At 71.0% G+C, this 15118-nt stretch carries 20 protein-coding genes; 8 read left to right on the top strand and 12 right to left on the bottom strand.

Features of this window, described 5'->3' with window-relative positions; genetic code table 11:
* The first annotated feature begins 3 nt into the window (after positions 1–3).
* Positions 4–507, top strand: a complete 504-nt coding sequence (locus ACPEH0_RS00100; protein WP_311862689.1) for a hypothetical protein — start codon at positions 4–6, stop codon at positions 505–507.
* On the opposite strand, the gene ACPEH0_RS00095 is transcribed toward ACPEH0_RS00100, so the two are convergent.
* Genes ACPEH0_RS00095 through ACPEH0_RS00070 form a run of 6 tightly spaced genes read right to left on the bottom strand, consistent with a single transcriptional unit; the run spans position 445 to position 4320 of the window.
* On the bottom strand, positions 445–1245 hold the full coding sequence (locus ACPEH0_RS00095) for an MOSC domain-containing protein (RefSeq protein WP_366213381.1): 801 nt from the start codon (positions 1243–1245) through the stop codon (positions 445–447). The two genes, ACPEH0_RS00100 and ACPEH0_RS00095, sit on opposite strands and share 63 nt — an antisense overlap.
* 37 nt (positions 1246–1282) lie before the next feature.
* Positions 1283–1447, bottom strand: a complete 165-nt coding sequence (locus ACPEH0_RS00090; protein WP_217532526.1) for a hypothetical protein — start codon at positions 1445–1447, stop codon at positions 1283–1285.
* 40 nt (positions 1448–1487) lie between these two features.
* Positions 1488–1808 carry a hypothetical protein gene (locus tag ACPEH0_RS00085; RefSeq protein WP_366213382.1) on the bottom strand — a complete coding sequence of 107 codons (321 nt, stop codon included), beginning with the start codon at positions 1806–1808 and terminating at the stop codon, positions 1488–1490.
* A 40-nt stretch (positions 1809–1848) separates the two neighbouring features.
* On the bottom strand, positions 1849–2718 hold the full coding sequence (locus ACPEH0_RS00080) for an aldo/keto reductase (RefSeq protein WP_366213383.1): 870 nt from the start codon (positions 2716–2718) through the stop codon (positions 1849–1851).
* 40 nt (positions 2719–2758) lie between these two features.
* On the bottom strand, positions 2759–3391 hold the full coding sequence (locus ACPEH0_RS00075; protein ID WP_366213384.1) for a LysE family translocator: 633 nt from the start codon (positions 3389–3391) through the stop codon (positions 2759–2761).
* Between the two features lie 44 nt (positions 3392–3435).
* Positions 3436–4320 carry a hypothetical protein gene (locus tag ACPEH0_RS00070; protein WP_366213385.1) on the bottom strand — a complete coding sequence of 295 codons (885 nt, stop codon included), beginning with the start codon at positions 4318–4320 and terminating at the stop codon, positions 3436–3438.
* Positions 4321–4385: 65 nt separating this feature from the next.
* Here ACPEH0_RS00070 and ACPEH0_RS00065 point away from each other — a divergent pair, with 65 nt between their 5' ends.
* Genes ACPEH0_RS00065 through ACPEH0_RS00050 form a run of 4 tightly spaced genes read left to right on the top strand, consistent with a single transcriptional unit; the run spans position 4386 to position 7430 of the window.
* Positions 4386–4682: a rhodanese-like domain-containing protein gene (locus ACPEH0_RS00065; RefSeq protein WP_217532533.1), complete on the top strand. Its 297-nt coding sequence runs from the start codon at positions 4386–4388 to the stop codon at positions 4680–4682.
* A 51-nt stretch (positions 4683–4733) separates the two neighbouring features.
* The gene (locus ACPEH0_RS00060; protein WP_366213386.1) at positions 4734–5873 is read left to right on the top strand and encodes a 3-oxoacyl-[acyl-carrier-protein] synthase III C-terminal domain-containing protein; all 1140 of its coding nucleotides are present in this window, start codon (positions 4734–4736) and stop codon (positions 5871–5873) included.
* Positions 5870–6550, top strand: a complete 681-nt coding sequence (locus tag ACPEH0_RS00055; RefSeq protein WP_366213387.1) for an iron-containing redox enzyme family protein — start codon at positions 5870–5872, stop codon at positions 6548–6550. The genes ACPEH0_RS00060 and ACPEH0_RS00055 overlap by 4 nt, the downstream gene beginning before the upstream one ends.
* A 1-nt stretch (position 6551) precedes the next feature.
* Positions 6552–7430 (top strand): DUF6999 family protein, encoded by an 879-nt coding sequence (locus ACPEH0_RS00050; RefSeq protein WP_363378491.1) that lies wholly within the window; start codon positions 6552–6554, stop codon positions 7428–7430.
* A 3-nt stretch (positions 7431–7433) separates the two neighbouring features.
* Here the strand turns inward: ACPEH0_RS00050 and ACPEH0_RS00045 are convergent, their stop codons facing one another.
* Positions 7434–7835: a GNAT family N-acetyltransferase gene (locus ACPEH0_RS00045; RefSeq protein ID WP_366213388.1), complete on the bottom strand. Its 402-nt coding sequence runs from the start codon at positions 7833–7835 to the stop codon at positions 7434–7436.
* Positions 7832–8251, bottom strand: coding sequence for a hypothetical protein (locus tag ACPEH0_RS00040; RefSeq protein ID WP_366213389.1), 420 nt, complete (start codon positions 8249–8251; stop codon positions 7832–7834). The genes ACPEH0_RS00045 and ACPEH0_RS00040 overlap by 4 nt, the downstream gene beginning before the upstream one ends.
* 185 nt (positions 8252–8436) lie before the next feature.
* On the opposite strand from ACPEH0_RS00040, the gene ACPEH0_RS00035 reads away from it, so the two are divergent.
* Positions 8437–8706: a hypothetical protein gene (locus ACPEH0_RS00035; protein ID WP_366213390.1), complete on the top strand. Its 270-nt coding sequence runs from the start codon at positions 8437–8439 to the stop codon at positions 8704–8706.
* Positions 8707–8745: 39 nt separating this feature from the next.
* Positions 8746–9135 carry a DUF2510 domain-containing protein gene (locus ACPEH0_RS00030; RefSeq protein ID WP_366213391.1) on the top strand — a complete coding sequence of 130 codons (390 nt, stop codon included), beginning with the start codon at positions 8746–8748 and terminating at the stop codon, positions 9133–9135.
* Between the two features lie 8 nt (positions 9136–9143).
* Here the strand turns inward: ACPEH0_RS00030 and ACPEH0_RS00025 are convergent, their stop codons facing one another.
* From ACPEH0_RS00025 to ACPEH0_RS00015, 3 genes are all read right to left on the bottom strand, one after another.
* Entirely contained in the window at positions 9144–10043 is a 900-nt protein-coding gene (locus ACPEH0_RS00025; protein WP_366213392.1) for an oxygenase MpaB family protein, read from the bottom strand.
* A 282-nt stretch (positions 10044–10325) separates the two neighbouring features.
* A complete protein-coding gene (locus ACPEH0_RS00020) occupies positions 10326–11639 on the bottom strand; it encodes an HNH endonuclease (RefSeq protein ID WP_366213394.1) in 1314 nt (437 codons plus the stop codon).
* A gap of 83 nt (positions 11640–11722) precedes the next feature.
* Entirely contained in the window at positions 11723–14083 is a 2361-nt protein-coding gene (locus tag ACPEH0_RS00015; protein WP_366213395.1) for a glycoside hydrolase family 65 protein, read from the bottom strand.
* 114 nt (positions 14084–14197) lie between these two features.
* On the opposite strand from ACPEH0_RS00015, the gene ACPEH0_RS00010 reads away from it, so the two are divergent.
* Entirely contained in the window at positions 14198–14821 is a 624-nt protein-coding gene (locus ACPEH0_RS00010) for a cyclodeaminase/cyclohydrolase family protein (RefSeq protein ID WP_366213396.1), read from the top strand.
* Positions 14822–14859: 38 nt separating this feature from the next.
* Here the strand turns inward: ACPEH0_RS00010 and ACPEH0_RS00005 are convergent, their stop codons facing one another.
* On the bottom strand, positions 14860–14997 hold the full coding sequence (locus ACPEH0_RS00005; protein WP_423719398.1) for a hypothetical protein: 138 nt from the start codon (positions 14995–14997) through the stop codon (positions 14860–14862).
* Positions 14998–15118: the final 121 nt, after the last annotated feature.

The following is a 15118-nucleotide window of genomic DNA, read 5'->3' as shown; positions in this document are numbered from 1 at the left end:
AAGATGAGCACACACACGAAATCGGGACGCGGCACCGCCGACGTCCTCGGCCTCAGGTCGGTCCTCGTCGGGTCCCTTCCCGCCGGACTGATGACGCAGGCCGCACCCGAGCGGTACACCGTCGAGGCGGTGTTCGACCGGCGCCCCGAGAAGGCCGAACTCGACGAGATCGTGGGCGACGACACCGCGCGGCTGTTGGCGGGCGCCGGTTACGGATCGGTCACGTTGACGGTGGCCGACCGTCGCCTCGAGATCCACGGCACGACGCTCGAACAGCTCCACGACGGCCTCGCGGTCTTCCTCGCCGATCGACTCGCGGACATCAGCACCGATCTGCGCGCGCGACAAGCCGAGGTCGAGACCCAGACGATGGACCTCGCCGCGCGGGAGAATGACCGCGCCGCTGCTGTGGCCACGCTGGCCGCCACGGTCTCGTTCGAACGGTCAGCCCGCCTCGACGACGACCTCGTCGCCGACACGCACGACTCCGCCGCCGTCCGCGGGTAGCAGCAGGACCCCCAGGGTCGCTTCACTCTGGCCGAACTCGGTCGTCAAGATCCGCAGCAGACGGGCATCCCGCCGTCCGTCGTCGGGGTTCGCGGTGATCGCGGCGCACCGTCCGATGGGACGCTGCACCTCGAACCGCACCCCGCCGATGCGGACGTGACCGGACCAGTCGAGCTCGGCCCAGGGCGCGATCCCCGAGAGGACGATGTTCGAGCGGAAGCGGCGACTGTCGACGGGCGCTGGCGTCGCCGCATCCACGTCTGCGACGGTCTCCGCGCCGTGCAGTGACACGTAGCCGCGGGCGCGATCCTGGAACCGCGCGGTGCGACCGTCTCCCACGAGGTGCAGGGGCAGCACGCCCGGGCGCTGCAGCAGCCGCGCGTCCGCGGACCGTTCGACGAACGCGGTGACGGCCGCCGAGAGTTCGTGCCGTCCCGCCTCATCGAGGCCCGCCTCCGCCAGGACCCGCCCGTCCTCACTCAGTCGCAGCAGACCGGTCTGCGCATGGAAGACCGCGCGCACGCGCGCGATCGAGGGGAAGTCCATGAGCGACAGCCCTTTGCTCTTCGGCCACGACTCGAGGCCACCGGCATCCTCGGGCTCGGTCGCATCCGCGAAGCGGAAGGCGAGCACACGGTCACCGGCGATGCGACCGTCGTCCTGCACGCGGAGTTCGGTGCGGGGCTCGGGCGTGAACCCTTTGACGGGATAGCGGTAGAGCTCGGAGACGACGGCCACGCCTCTACCCTGCCCCACCGACGCGGATGCCGCCCGCTCAGGCCTTCTTCTTCGCGGCGCTGCGCCGGATCAATCCGAAGAGGATGGTGCCGACGAAGAGCACGATTCCGATGAGGCCCAACCAGAAAAGGCCCTCGAACACGAATCCGACGATCGACAGCACCACCCAGATGACGAGCAAGATGATGAGTACTGTCCACATAAGCCTCACCGTACGCGCGATGGAGCCCGGAAGATACGGGTCACGTCTGGCGGTAGTGGCGGACCCGCTCGTCGCGTTCGAGGAGGAACTCGTCGTCCTCGGGATAGAAGACTGCGCCTTCGATGTCCTCCCCCGCGAAAGCCGCGATGACGGCGAAGTTCTCCCACCGCGACAGGGTGGTGATCTCGGTCCGGCCGTCGCCCAGGTCCCGGGTCAACAGCCACGCACCGAGGTTCCCGGGTGTCGCGCGATACGCGTCCATGCCGGTGCGTTCGACGTACTGGACGTAACGGCCTTCGTCCTCAGTGCGGACGACGCCCGTCCACATACGGACGACGGGCTGCCCACTGGAATGCGTCACCCGCCCACCCTTGCAGAGGTGGGCGGGTGACGCGAGGGGGTCAGCTGCCGAGCGCGGAGAGTTCCGCGAACTCCTCGTCGGTCACCTCGATGACGGCACCCTGCAGGTTGTCCTCGAGGTGCGCGACGCTCGACGTGCCCGGGATCGGCAACATGACCGGCGAACGCTTCAGCAGCCAGGCGAGCGCGATCTGCGCCGGCGTCGCGTTCTTGCGCTCGGCGATGTCGGTGAGCGGCGAGTCGGCGCCGGTGAGACCGCCGGTCGCGAGCGGGAACCACGGGATGAAGCCGATGCCCTGCTCCTCCGACCAGTCGAGGAGCGCCTCGGCGTCGCGGTGCTGCAGGTTGTAGAGGTTCTGGACCGTGACGATCTCGGCGATCTCCTGCGCGGCCTTCACCTCGTCGACGGAGACCTCGGAGAGGCCGATGTAGCGGATCTTGCCCTCGTCCTGCAGCGCCTTCAGCTCGCCGACCTGGTCCTCGAGCGGGACCTTCGGGTCGATGCGGTGCAGCTGGAACAGGTCGATGCGCTCGAGGCCGAGGCGGCGCAGGCTCATCTCGGCACCCTGGCGCAGGAACTCGGGGCGCCCGAGCGGCGGCCAGACGTTGGGGCCGGTGCGCGTGAGACCGGACTTGGTCGCGATGACGACGTCGTCGGCGTAGGGGTGCAGCGCCTCCTTGAGGAGCTCCTCGGCGACGTACGGGCCGTAGGACTCGGCGGTGTCGAAGAAGTTGACGCCGAGCTCGACGCTGCGGCGGAGGACGCGGATGGCCTCGTCGTGATCCTTGGGCGGACCCCAGACGCCGGGTCCGGTGAGCTGCATCGTGCCGTACCCGAGGCGGTTCACCTCGAGCTCCCCGCCGATGCGGAACGTGCCGGATGACTGTGCAGGCTTCGTGGTGTTCGTCATGCCGGGTTGCAGCGCATCGGGGCGCCGGAACATTCCCGCGTCAGCTCTTCGCGCCGCTGAACGCGAGCGCGCCGCCGAGCCCGATCATCATCACGCCGCCCGCGCCCGAGAGCGCCGACAGGCGCCGCGGCGACCGCCCGAACCACGACCGGGCCGTGCCGGCGGCGAGCGCCCACATGCTGTCGCAGATGACAGCGAGCACCTGGAAGACCAGGCCGAGCATCAGCAGCTGCAGCCAGATCGGCCCGGCGTCGCGCGCGACGAACTGGGGCAGCACGGCAACGAAGAACGCGATGGTCTTGGGGTTCGTCATCCCCACGAAGAAGCCCTGGCGCAGCAGAGTGAGGACGGATGCCGGTGCCCGCCCGCCCTGCTCGATGCGGCCGCGCCGGTGCCGGATGGCCTGGACCCCGAGGTACACGAGGTACGCGGCGCCGACGATCTTGATCGCGGTGAAGGCGACGACCGACGAGGCGACGATCGCGCCGACACCGAAGGCGACGAGGAGGAGGGCGGGGATGTTGCCGAGGGAGTTCCCGAGCACGCTCAGCACCCCGGCGCGGCGCCCGAGGGCGATCGAGCGACCGACGACGAAGAGCACTCCCGGGCCGGGGATGACGATGAGCACGATCGACGCCAGGACGAAGGCGACGAGGTGCTCGATCGGGATCATGGGGGAACGTTATCGCGGCCGGCATCCGGCTCCGACCCTGCCGTCTAGGCGCCGATTGGGCGAAGCCCCTCGGGCGATTCGATGAGCATCTCCAGGTCGCCGAGCGCGGGCCAGCCGCCGAGCGCTCCGAGGTCGCCGCCGGACTCGTACCAGGCGTCGCGTTGCTCGGGCGTCCAGTCGCCGCCTTCATCGACGAAGAGGCTCGCGAGCACACCGTCCGTCACCACGAGCCGCACGTCGAAGGTGACATCGCCCAGTGCGCGGAACCGACCGACGACGGGGAACGTCGCGTCCGCCGGAACCGCCCGCGGCAGGTCGACGTCGACCTGGAGTTGCGCGACCGGCCAGAATCCACCGTCGCTGTCGTCGAAGACCAGACGCTGCGCATGCGCGAGCTGGGCGCGGAGCTCCGGCGCACCGAAGAGATCGGTGGCGGCGAGCAGATGCGCGGCGAGGGCGCGGACGTCCTCCGGCAGGTCGACGGCGGCTTCGTGCACCTCGGGGGTGTCCTCGTCCTCCGGAGCGTCGAGGGTTCGACTCGCCCACCACGAGCCGAAGGCGAGGACCGTCCCGCCGGCTGCCAGCCAACGGCGCGGATGCCGGGCGCCGGTGCGCGCGATCGCGTCCTGCACGCGGGCGTCCACCGCTTCGCCCGCATCGGCCAAGCCGAGGGCCGCACCGGCGGCGCCCGCGACGAGCGCCGCCCGCCCGACCGGCGACACTGCGCCGCTCGGATCGCTGCTGCGGAATCCGACGCCGACGGTCCAGGCGGCGAGCCCCGCGTTCGCCAGCCGGTAGACGAGGCGCTGCCCCACCGTGAGACGGCGGGGGTCGATGAGGGTGAGGACACCGACGACGCACGACGACACGACGCCGTGGGTGATCGAGGTCGGATCGTTCAGGGCACGAAGAGCTGAGCGGATCGGCATGATCCGAGGGTAACGATCGCCGACGCCGCGGCCCGGCATCCGCTCTGATCTGCGAGCATCGAGGTATGCACTCCATCACGACGGCGCAGCTGGCCGAGGCCTCCCCCGCGAACATCATCGACGTGCGCGAACCCGACGAGTTCGCGGCCGGCCACGTGCCCGGCGCGCGCAACATCCCGCTCGCGACGGTGCCCGATCACGTCGACGAGCTGCGCGAGCTCGACGACCTGCACCTCATCTGCCAGGCTGGCGGGCGCAGTGCCCGCGCCGCGGCGTTCCTCGAGCACCATGGACTCGAGACGACGAACGTCGAAGGCGGCACGGGCTCGTGGATCGCCGAGGGGCGCCCGGTCGAGAAGTGACTCGGGGATAACACCCCGGTCCGTCCACGCCGACCCTCTAGGGTCGGACGCATGGCATCGACGGCGTCCGCATACCTGACCGGCTTCGGGCGGTACCTGCCCGGCGATCCGGTCGACAACGACGGCATCGTGAGCCGCCTCGGCGGAGACGACGCGGTGACCGCCCGCATCCGTCGTCGCGTGCTCGATGCGAACGGCATCCGGCAGCGGTACTACGCGCTCGACGAGCAGGGCGAGCCGACCGAGCTCAACGAGGAGCTCGCGGTCAAGGCGCTGACCGCCGCGCTCGACGACCGCGGCATCGCGGCGGGTGACCTGCGGATGCTCGCGACCGCGACGACGATGGGCGACGTTCTCGTCCCCGGCTTCGCCTCGATGGTGCACGGCCGGCTCGGCGGCGGTCCGATGCAGCTGCTCTCGGCGTCGGGCGTGTGCGCGTCGAGTCTTGCCGCGCTGGATGCCGCGGTGTCGAAGATCAAGCTCGGCGACCACCCGCGCGCCGCCGTCGTCGGATCGGAGCTGTCGAGCCGCAGCCTGCGGCAGCGCCGGTACGACGGCATCCGCGCCGGGATGGACTCGCACTTCCTGCGGTGGATGCTCTCGGACGGCGCGGGTGCGGTCGTCGTCGAGTTCCAGCCGCATCCGACTCGCCTCTCACTGCGGGTCGACTGGGTGCGGCACGTGTCGCTCGCGCACGAGTACGACGTCTGCATGCGCGCGGGCATGGAGGGGCCGGAGCCGGTCGTCGGGTCGACGTGGCAGGACGTGCCGGTCGACGACGCGGCCGCGGCCGGGATGTTCCTGCTGCGGCAGGACGTCAGCATGCTCGACGACCTCGCGGGCGCAGGGCTCGCCCAGTTCGAGGAGCTCGTCGACATCGGCCTGGTCGACATCAGCCACCTCGACCACGTCATCTGCCACTACAGCACCAACGCGTTCCGCGACCTGGCCTTCGACGGCCTGCGCACGCGCGTGCCGACGCTCGACACCGACCGCTGGTTCTCGAACCTCGAGACGTGCGGCAACACGGGGGCGGCCAGCATCTTCATCGCGCTGGAGGAGGCGTTCCGCAGCGGGCGCTTCTCCCCCGGCGAGACGATCCTGCTCGCCGTGCCCGAGTCGGGCCGGTTCTCGTTCGCGTTCGCCCACCTGACCGTCGTCGCCCCACCGCAGCAAGGAGCATCGTCATGACCACCGACACCGCCACCGCCACCGTCGACTCGCTCGCCGACCGCCTCGCCGCGGTGTGGGAGGAGCTCGAGGAGCACCTCTCGCGCGTCCCGATCCTGCAGCGGTTGGATGCCGGAACCGTCACCCTGCGCGACTACGAGCGGCTGCTGTTCAACCTGCGGCAGCAGGTGGTCGACGGGTCGCCGTGGATCTCGCGGGCGGCATCCAATTTCGACATCGCGCACTTCGATCTGCGGGCGGCGGCGATAAAGCACGCCGAGGAGGAGCACCGCGACTACCTGATGCTCGAGCGCGACTACGTCGCCATCGGCGGGTCGCTGGCCGAGCTGCGCGCGGGGCGCAAGAACCTCGGGTCCGAGGCGCTGTCCGGGTACATGTTCACGTACGCCGACCGGCCGAACCCGACGGGGCTGCTCGGCGCGATGTTCATCATCGAAGGGCTCGGCGCGCAGCGCGCGGCGGGGTGGGCGGCGCGGTTCCAGGAGGTGCTGGGGCTCGCTGACAACCAGGTGAACTTCATGCGGTACCACGAGGTCGCCGACGGCAACCACACGGGCGACCTCGAGGCGATCCTGACGTCGGGGATCATCACCGACGAGGACGCCGACGAGATCGTCCGGTGCGCGCAGGTCGTGGCGCGGCTGTACGCGCTGCAGCTCGAAGAGCTGGATCGCTGACGTGGCGAAGCGGCCGCCGCTGCCGGTCGTGCCGGAGTTCGCGAAGAGCGACCCGAGCATGTGGGAGGCGATCTACGCCGACCCGTCGGTGCCGCTCGACCGGGCCGTGATCCGGCAGATCATCAACGACCAGCGGCGGCTGTCGCGGCGGTGGCTGTACCCGATCGCGCGGGTGTTCTCCCGGGTCGTGGTGGGGGTCGTGTCGGTGGTGAAGCGGGTGCTGCCGTTCCGGTGGATGCCGCTGCGCGTCATGGACGCGCTGTGCGTGTGGTTCCTGCGGCACTTCGTGTCGCCGAGCGCGGTGGATCTGCTGATCCGGCACTTCGTCGTCGAGACGAACCTCGTGAACTTCATCATCCGGAACACGCCGGTCGACATGGCGCCGGTGACGCTGCGACCGACGGCGCTGTCGGGGCTCGGCGACTCGGCGGTGGTCGAGCACGACGTCAACGTCTACGACGTGCTGATCGCGCTCGACACCGTGCGGGTGACCGAGCGGGCGGAGCTCGACTTCCAGCAGCTCGACATCCCGCGGTTGGATGCCGAGCGGCACGTCCGCCGGCTGATCCGTCTCGACATCCAGACGGCGCTCTGCTTCATGAACATCCCGTTCTCGATGGCGCTGACGGTCGAGGAGTACCGCCGGGCGGTGCACTCGATGAAGTTCGACGACTCGTTCCTCGAGATTCTGACGACGATCACGGGCGACGACACGTTCCGCGCGTGGAAGGTGGGGGCGCTGAGCCTCTGGATGGACTCGAACGTCGACGTGCCGCAGATGGTCTACCGGCACGCGCTGGTGTGCGAGTACGCGCACGCGCACCTCGTGAAGCTCGCCGGCGGCGAGTACCCGCGCGACACCCCGGCGACGTTCGACTGAGCGTCAGGCGCCGCGCTGCATGACGCGTTCGGGCGTCGGGTGGAGCTCGAAGCCGAACTGCTCGTACAGCCCGTGCGCGTCCGCGGTCACGAGGAGTGTGCGCTTCAGTCCCATCGGCTCGAGTGCGTCGACGACGGCGCCGACGAGTGTCTTGCCGACGGCCTTTCCGCGCACCCCCGGGTCCACGTATACGTCGCACAGCCACGCGAACGTGGCCGAGTCGGTGACGACGCGCGCGTAGCCGAGGGGTGTGCCGTCGTCGTCGAGGGCGCAGAAGTTGAGGGAGTTCTGCGCGGCGCGTTCGACGAGGTCGCGGCTGCGGCCGAGAGCCCAGTACGCACCCTCCGACAGCCAGCGGTGGACGACGTCCAGGTCGATCTCGGCGAGGTCGGTCGTGACCCTCATGCGGTTGCCCCGCCCATCGGCCAGGGGACGGATGCCGCCGGCCACCGCGACGTGCGCAGTTCGGCGAGCGCGTCGCGCTGACTCTGCACGGCCTGCAGCGAATCGGTGCGGAACGCGGTCGCGATGACGACCTCGCGCCAGTACTCGTCCCGGCTGCGGTAGGTGGCGAACGCCTTCTCGGCGAGGGGTTCGAGCAGGCGCTCGGCGTCGGCTTTCGTGACGATCTTGAACTGCTCGTCGAGGGCGCTGCGGAGCTGCTTGAGAGAGGCCACGGGCAGCGCGAACCAGGGTGCACCCTCCTCGCCGTCGCGGTGCTTCGCGCGGAGCTCCTGCGGCAGGTCGGCGAAGGTCGGGGTGAAGGCGGCGGTGCCGAACGGGGCGGCGATCAGCGTCACCGGGAGGGCGCGACGGCGCATCTCGGCCGGGTCGGCCTTGCGCTTCGCCTCGAGGGCCCGGGTGTACCGGCGACGGGAGCGGACGGGTACTCGACGTCACCCGGGTGATTCTGGAGCGCGTCCACGGCTTCGGCCACCGAATCATCCTGGCATCGGTGGGGTGTGGTTCGCGTTAGCGTGGGAGGGCCGCAACGGAACGGGGAACGATGACGCAGCCGCAGACGACGCCGAAGAACGGGCTCGCGATCACGACGCTGATCGTCGGCATCTTCGCGTTCCTCACGGGGCTCGTCCCCTGGGTCGGGCTGCTGCTCGGTCTGTCGGCGTTCGCGCTGGGAGTGTTCGCGCTCACGCGGGGTCAGTCGAAGCCGCTCGCGCTGACGGGCGGGTCGCTCGGCGCGGTCGCGGCGATCACGGGGCTGATCTCGACGATCGCCCTGATGGCGTGGCTGATCGGCGCGCCCGGCAGCGCCTGACTCTTCACCGCGGACGTTCGGGGCCACTACGGTGACGACATGAGCGACACGGCAGCGGGGTGGTACGACGACGGTTCGGGCACGATGCGGTGGTGGGACGGCACGGCCTGGACCGAGCAGACCCAGCCCGCCCCTCCCCCGCAGGGTGGTCTCGGCGGATTCATCGCGCAGGCGCAGGCCGACGCTGTCGCCGGCGGGCAGCCGCGGCAGGCGCCGGCCGGTATGAGCTACGTCGTGCTGCAGGTCGTGCTGAAGGAGAAGATGTGGGGCGCGGGGTCGAACAACCTCGTCGAGCTCGAGGCGGCGATCAACCGGCAGGCGGCCCTCGGCTATCGCCTGCACACGATCACGACGGCATCGTCGGGCAGCACGGGCTTCGGCGGCGGTGACCGCATCCAGGCGACGATGGTGTTCGAGAAGCTGGTCTGAGCGGTCGGCTACCGGCCCAGCCGACGCAGCCGCAGGCGCGCCATGTCCTGCGCGCGGAGTCCCGACCCGAGCGCGCGCTCGGTGACGCGCAGGACGACCCGGGTCGCGGTCTTCACCGGCAGCCACGAGCGGCGCAGGCCCAGCATCTGTCGGATGCGCGGCGGAAAAGTCGCGACCGCGGCGGCGAACAGCACGCGGTAGGCGACGCCCATCATCCCGGTGAAGGGCGGCTTCTTGAGGAACCGGACGACGTCGTCGACGCGCTCGTCGCGGCGGAGCTCGGAGCGGTCGAGGAAGCCGTCGATCTCGGCGCGGAGTGCGGCGTCGGTGAGAGGCGGGTCGGTGACGCGCATGAGTCGGCCGGCGGTGGCCCAGTCGGCGACGTAGGCGTCGGGTCCGCCGGGGATGGGTCCACCGTAGGCCTGGTGGCTGCGCAGGAACGCGTCGGTGAAGGCGAGGTGCACCCAGCGCACGAGGTCGGTCTGCTCGGCGGTGTAGGTGCGGGCGGAGCCGTCGCCGGCGATGTACTCGCCCTGCACGCGGCGGTGGAAGCGGCCGACGCGGGCCGTCTCGGCATCCGCTTGTGGCGTCGAGCCGTAGGTGAGGGTGATCACCCAGCGGACGGTGCCGGTGAGGCGGCCGATCGGGTCGTCGCGGTAGCGGGACCAGTCGTGCACGCCCGCGAGCGCGCCCGGGTGCAGGGCCTGCAGGAGTAGGGCGCGGATGCCGGCGACGAGGGTTCCCATGCCGGCGTGGACCGTCCAGGCGGGGCCGTTCTCGGCGAAGTGTCCGGCGTCGTCGCCCTCGGCCAGGGCGCGGACGTACGGCGCCATTCCGGTCGGGTCGCCGGCGAGGGCGGTGAGCACGCGTCCGCGGATGCGGGTCAGGTAGGGCGGTGCGGACGTCACCCTTCCAGCGTGCCATCGCGGTGGCGCGACCGGGCCGGATCAGGCTGCCTGGTAGCCGCACAATGGGGAGGACTCCCCATCGCGACCGGCTGGGCCGCGTCCCTACGCTGACATCGCTCGAAGACGATGGATGCCGTGCGGCGTGACCTCTGGGGGATGGACCGCCCCGCGCCTCACCATCGACGGATGCCGCACGGCGTGAACGTGTGGGGATGGCTCACGCCGTGCGGAGCCGGTCGACGTCGACGCATTGCTCCGTGCGCGCGGTCGGGGCGGCCCTGATCAGAACGGCGCCGGATCATGGGTGTGCGGTTTCCGCATGGCAGGGGTGAACGCGACGGCCGGGGTGGGGGCGTCTTCGCGGTAGGTCCTGCCGAGGGGTGAGGTCCATTCGAGGACGCCACCCCCGAGTTGTCGGACTCTCCAGGCGGTGAATTGCTTCATCGAATGGTGCCGCTGACACAGGTGGGCGAGGTTCGCCCGTTCGGTGCGGCCGCCGAGGACGTGGTCGTGCGTGTGGTCGATCTCGGAGCGGATGGCGGGGACGCGGCATCCGGGGAATCGGCAGTGTTGGTCGCGGGCGCGCAGGTGGCGGCGGAGCGGAGGTGGCACCCGGTAGGTGTCGACGGCGAGCACCGTATGGGTGACCGGGTCGGTGACGAGGCGTTCCCACGAGGGGGTGTCGCCGGCGAGGCGCCGCGCGGTGGCCGCGTCGATGGGGGTGCGTCCGACGAGGTCGCACGGCACCTCGGTGCCGGACAGCGCGAGTGCGGGGATGACGACCTGCACGTGGGCGCGGATGGCTCCGAGCGGGCCGGCGGTCGTGTCGCGGGTGTCGTCGAGGGCCGGTGTGCCGGCGAGGAGCAGGTCGGCGAAGACGTCGGCTCGGACCTGGTCGATGGTTCGGCCATCGGTGTCGACGACGTCGCTGGAGCGTTCGGTGCGTGTGTCGATGATCGCGCGGGCCTGGCGGGTGAGCCGGTCGTGGATGCCTTCGGCCATCACGGTGGGCACCGTGGCGACGACGTCGCTCATGCCGTTGCGGCCGGGGACGAGGCGCACAGCGCGGTGGGCGGCGGCATCCTGGTGTCGTTCGGTGAAGGTGCGCGGGTGCATCTGCAGGGCGAGCATCTCGATCTCGGCACGTACCCGGTTGGGGGTGTCGCGCCGGCAGCGCTGGATCGCGACCGCTTCGAACGGCAGACGGATGTCGGCGGGAAGTTCGGCGCCGGCGTCGACGATGATGTCGACGTGCGCGCGGGTGATGGAGCGTGCGCGCCACGCCGCGAGCGAGGCGGCGTAGTTCTCGACGATCGTGCGGGCGCGGGTGATGCGGCGCTGCACGGCGCGGTCGGTGAGGTGCATGAGCCCACCGAGCTCCGCGGCGATCGCCCGCAGCGCCATGTCGTGCGCCTGCACGCGGGCGGGCGAATCGGCGGCTTGCTGCTCGGCAAGCTGCCCCGCGCGGGCGAGCACCTGCAGCTGCACGATCTGCGCCCGGGTGAGCAGCTTCTCGGCCATGACCGCCTCGTGCGCGATGTCGGCGAGGGGCGCGAGGCGTTCCCGCGTGCCGATCGTGCCGTGCCAGGTGGTCATACTCCCATTGTGGTGAGGGCCTCCGACATCGGTTTCGGATGCCGAGGCGACAGCGGGCGAGCGAGATCAGACCGCGCCGAGCGTCACTCCGCGAGCGCCTCGGCGAACGGCCGCGGCTCGCGACCCTTCGGCTGGGTGGGGCGCTCCCCCGGGTCCGGCAGCGGCGGTGTCGGCACGGTGACATCTGCGCCGGAGGTCAGCTCGACGGGCTCGTCGAAGTGCCGGATGGTCAGCGGCGTTCCGGCACTGACGCGGTAGGTCGTGGCATCCGGCCCGATCTCGAGACTCAGGGTTCGGCCGTGCCAGCGGATGCCGAACGCGAGGCCCGTCAGCTGTTCCGGCAGCCGAGGGGCGAACCGCAGTCCGTCGGCCGTGTCGCGCATGCCGCCGAAGCCGGCGACGAGCGCCGTCCAGATGCCGCCGAGCGACGCGATGTGCAGGCCGTCCTCGGCGTTGCCATGCAGGTCGTCGAGGTCGATGGTCGCGGCTTCGGCGAGGTAGTCGGCCGCGAGCCCGAGGTGCCCGACCTCGGCGGCGACGACCGCCTGGATCGCCGCCGACAGCGACGAGTCGCGCACGGTCAGCGCCTCGTAGTAGCGGAACGCCCGTGCCTTCTCGTCCGCCGTGAACGCGTCGGTGCAGAAGAACAGTGCGAGCACGAGGTCAGCCTGCTTGAGCACCTGCTTGCGGTAGAGCTGCACGTACGGGTAGCGCTCCTGCAGCAGCTCGTCGCCGGGGGTGTCGGTCTCGAAGTCCCAACGCTCGAGGTCCGTGAAGCCGTCGGCCTGCGGGTGCACGCCTCGCTTCTCGTCGAACGGGACGTGCACGGCCTGGGCGATGCGCACCCAACCGCCGACCTCGCCGTCGTCGACCCCGAAAGCACGGGCGAGATCCGGATGCCGACGCGCGGCATCCGCGGCGGCTTCGAGGCTCGCCCGGGCCATCAGGTTGGTGAAGACGTTGTCGTCGTAGAGGGCGGTGTACTCATCGGGGCCGGTGACGCCGTCGATGTGGAAGCGACCGTCGGCGTCGGTGCGGCCGAGGGACTGCCAGAGGCGGGCGGTCTCGATCAGGATCTCGAGCCCGGCGTCGCGTTCGAAGTCGACGTCGCCGGTCGCGCGGACGTAGTGGACGACGGCGGCGGCGATGTCGGCGTTGATGTGGAAGGCGGCGGTGCTGGCGGGCCAGTATCCCGACGACTCGCGTCCGTCGATGGTGCGCCAGGCGAACGCCGCGCCCTGCAGGTGCAGCTGGCGCGCACGGTCGCGGGCGTGGTCGAGGGTGGCGTGGCGCCAGCGGAGCGCTTCCCTCGCGGCATCCGGTGCGGTCGCGGTGAGGACGGGCAGGACGTAGGCCTCGACGTCCCAGAACGTGTGGCCCGCGTAGCCTGCGCCGGTCAGCCCCTTGCCGGGGACGGAGCGCTGCTCGGCACGCGCGGCCGCCTGGAACACCGAGAACAGCGCGAACCGCACCGCCTGCTGCAGGCGGGGCTGGCCGTCGACCCGGACGTCGGCGCAGGTCCAGAAATCGTCGAGGCGTTCGCGCTGCGCGGTGGCGAGGCCGCTCCAGCCGTCGCGCATCGCGTCGGCGACGGCGGCTTCGGCGCGGTCGCGCAGTGCGGGCGCCGACAGTCCGGGCGCCCATGCGTGCCCGACGATCTTGACGACCTCGAGCCGTTCGCCGGGCGCGAGGCGGGCGCGGATGGTGGTGCGCGCGAGGTCGTCGGATGCCGCGGTGCGCACCTCGGCGGTCGCGCCCGACACGAGGTGATCCATGCTGACGGCAACGCCGATCCCACTGTTGCGGGTCTCGTGGACGAGGGTCGCGGCGCTGCCGAAGACGAAGCTGCCCGCGCTGCGCAGCGGGGTCTCGAGGATGTCCTGCACGCGCGGGTCGGGGTGCGGCTCGGGCAGGGGTTCGTTCGCGACGAGTTCGGACTGGACGGTGATCGCGACCGGGCCGTCGACGGCTTCAACCTCGTACCGGACGGCCGCGATGGACCGGTGGGCGAGCGAGACGAGGCGGGTCGAGCGGATGCGGACGGTGCTGCCGGCGGGCGAGGTCCAGGTGAGTGTGCGTTCGAGGGTGCCGGCGCGGAAGTCGAGGTGCTGCTCGTGGTCGCGGAGGGTGCCTTCGCGGATGTCGAGGGGTTCGTCGTCGACGGTGAGGCGGATGACCTGGCCGTTCGGTACGTTGATGACGCTCTGCCCGGACTCGGGGTAGCCGTAGCCGTCCTCGGCGTAGGGCATCGGGTGCTCTTCGAAGACGCCGTTGAGGTAGCTGCCCGGAACGCCGTGGGGCTCCCCCTCGTCGAGCAGCCCTCGCCAGCCGATGTGCCCGTTCGAGAGGGCGAAGACGGATTCGCGGTGCGGCAGGCGGTCGACGTCGACGCCGCTGAGGCCGATGCTCCACGGCGCGACGTCGAAGGGCAGGGGGCGGGTCATGGTGTCACGGTAAAGCACGGTGTCTTTTCGCCTCGAAGGGTTGCAGCGGGCGACCGTGGCCGTATCCTCGCCGGCCGCATCCTCGCCGGGAGTCGCTGCGGGTAGCGTCGTCGCATGCCCAGCGATGACATCGACCCTGCAGAGACGCCGCTCGCCGAATGGGTGGACCGTCTCGCCCAGGCGAAGGGCGCGCCGGGCGGAGGCGCCGCCTGTGGCGTGATGACGGGCATCGCCGCGGGGCTGCTCGGGATGGTGGCCGCCTACACCGCCGACGACCTCGAGGCTCGACGGGCTGAGCAGCGACTCAGCGACAAGCGGCGCTTGGCGATGGAGGCCGCCGAGGAGGACGGCGTCCGGTCCGCGGCTTTCGGTGCGGCTCTCGCGATGGACCAAGGCCCCGATCGCGAGCGGGCGGTCCGGCAGGCGACGGTCGATGCCGTCGCGTCGGCGCTGGATGTCGGCCGGATCGCGGCATCCCTTCTCGAGGAGGTCCGCTTGCTGGCCGACATCGGCAATCCGCACGTCGAGGCGGATCTCCGCGTCGCGGTGGAGGCTCTGCGGGCGGCGCTCGAAGGCACGAACCACACGGCGCGAGCTGATCTCGACCTCTTGGCCAGGCATCGGACAGCGGACGACCAGCTCGACCGCCAGGTCGCCGGTCTCGAACGGGACCTCGTCGACCTCGCCGAGAAGCGGACGGAGTGCGCCCGCATCGCGGCGGGGTGGGCGTCCGAGTAGACCAGCAAACCGGTTCGAGCGTGCGGACCCAGCACGCGTCACCCGTACACCCGCCGCAACACCACCCGCTGCCCCAGCGTCCATGTCACCGTCGTCAGCAGGTACACCCCCGCCGCGAGCGGCACGAACACCGCGACGACGGCGGTGGCGAACTGCAGCGCCCCCAGCGCCGCCACCGGCACCCCGTCCACCGGATCGACCCTGAGCCGCCCCCTTCATTCGGTCCGGACGTTCTGTGAGTCGTCGGTTTCCATTTGATGGGTGCACTGTCGAGCGTACTCGGCTGGGGGTAGGTAG

It is taken from the genome of Microbacterium sp. NPDC079356 (assembly GCF_049545465.1).
GTDB classification, from domain to species: Bacteria; Actinomycetota; Actinomycetes; order Actinomycetales; family Microbacteriaceae; genus Microbacterium; species Microbacterium gawkjiense.
This window is presented reverse-complemented; position numbering and strand designations above follow the sequence as displayed.

Excerpts from the sequence above, each read along its gene's own strand:
- ACPEH0_RS00100 (WP_311862689.1), top strand. The coding sequence starts at position 4 with ATGAGCACACACACGAAATCGGGACGCGGCACCGCCGACGTCCTCGGC.
- ACPEH0_RS00090 (WP_217532526.1), bottom strand. The coding sequence starts at position 1,447 with ATGTGGACAGTACTCATCATCTTGCTCGTCATCTGGGTGGTGCTGTCG.
- ACPEH0_RS00080 (WP_366213383.1), bottom strand. The coding sequence starts at position 2,718 with ATGACGAACACCACGAAGCCTGCACAGTCATCCGGCACGTTCCGCATC.
- ACPEH0_RS00075 (WP_366213384.1), bottom strand. The coding sequence starts at position 3,391 with ATGATCCCGATCGAGCACCTCGTCGCCTTCGTCCTGGCGTCGATCGTG.
- ACPEH0_RS00070 (WP_366213385.1), bottom strand. The coding sequence starts at position 4,320 with ATGCCGATCCGCTCAGCTCTTCGTGCCCTGAACGATCCGACCTCGATC.
- ACPEH0_RS00065 (WP_217532533.1), top strand. The coding sequence starts at position 4,386 with ATGCACTCCATCACGACGGCGCAGCTGGCCGAGGCCTCCCCCGCGAAC.
- ACPEH0_RS00060 (WP_366213386.1), top strand. The coding sequence starts at position 4,734 with ATGGCATCGACGGCGTCCGCATACCTGACCGGCTTCGGGCGGTACCTG.
- ACPEH0_RS00055 (WP_366213387.1), top strand. The coding sequence starts at position 5,870 with ATGACCACCGACACCGCCACCGCCACCGTCGACTCGCTCGCCGACCGC.
- ACPEH0_RS00045 (WP_366213388.1), bottom strand. The coding sequence starts at position 7,835 with ATGAGGGTCACGACCGACCTCGCCGAGATCGACCTGGACGTCGTCCAC.
- ACPEH0_RS00040 (WP_366213389.1), bottom strand. The coding sequence starts at position 8,251 with ATGCGCCGTCGCGCCCTCCCGGTGACGCTGATCGCCGCCCCGTTCGGC.
- ACPEH0_RS00035 (WP_366213390.1), top strand. The coding sequence starts at position 8,437 with ATGACGCAGCCGCAGACGACGCCGAAGAACGGGCTCGCGATCACGACG.
- ACPEH0_RS00030 (WP_366213391.1), top strand. The coding sequence starts at position 8,746 with ATGAGCGACACGGCAGCGGGGTGGTACGACGACGGTTCGGGCACGATG.
- ACPEH0_RS00020 (WP_366213394.1), bottom strand. The coding sequence starts at position 11,639 with ATGACCACCTGGCACGGCACGATCGGCACGCGGGAACGCCTCGCGCCC.
- ACPEH0_RS00015 (WP_366213395.1), bottom strand. The coding sequence starts at position 14,083 with ATGACCCGCCCCCTGCCCTTCGACGTCGCGCCGTGGAGCATCGGCCTC.
- ACPEH0_RS00010 (WP_366213396.1), top strand. The coding sequence starts at position 14,198 with ATGCCCAGCGATGACATCGACCCTGCAGAGACGCCGCTCGCCGAATGG.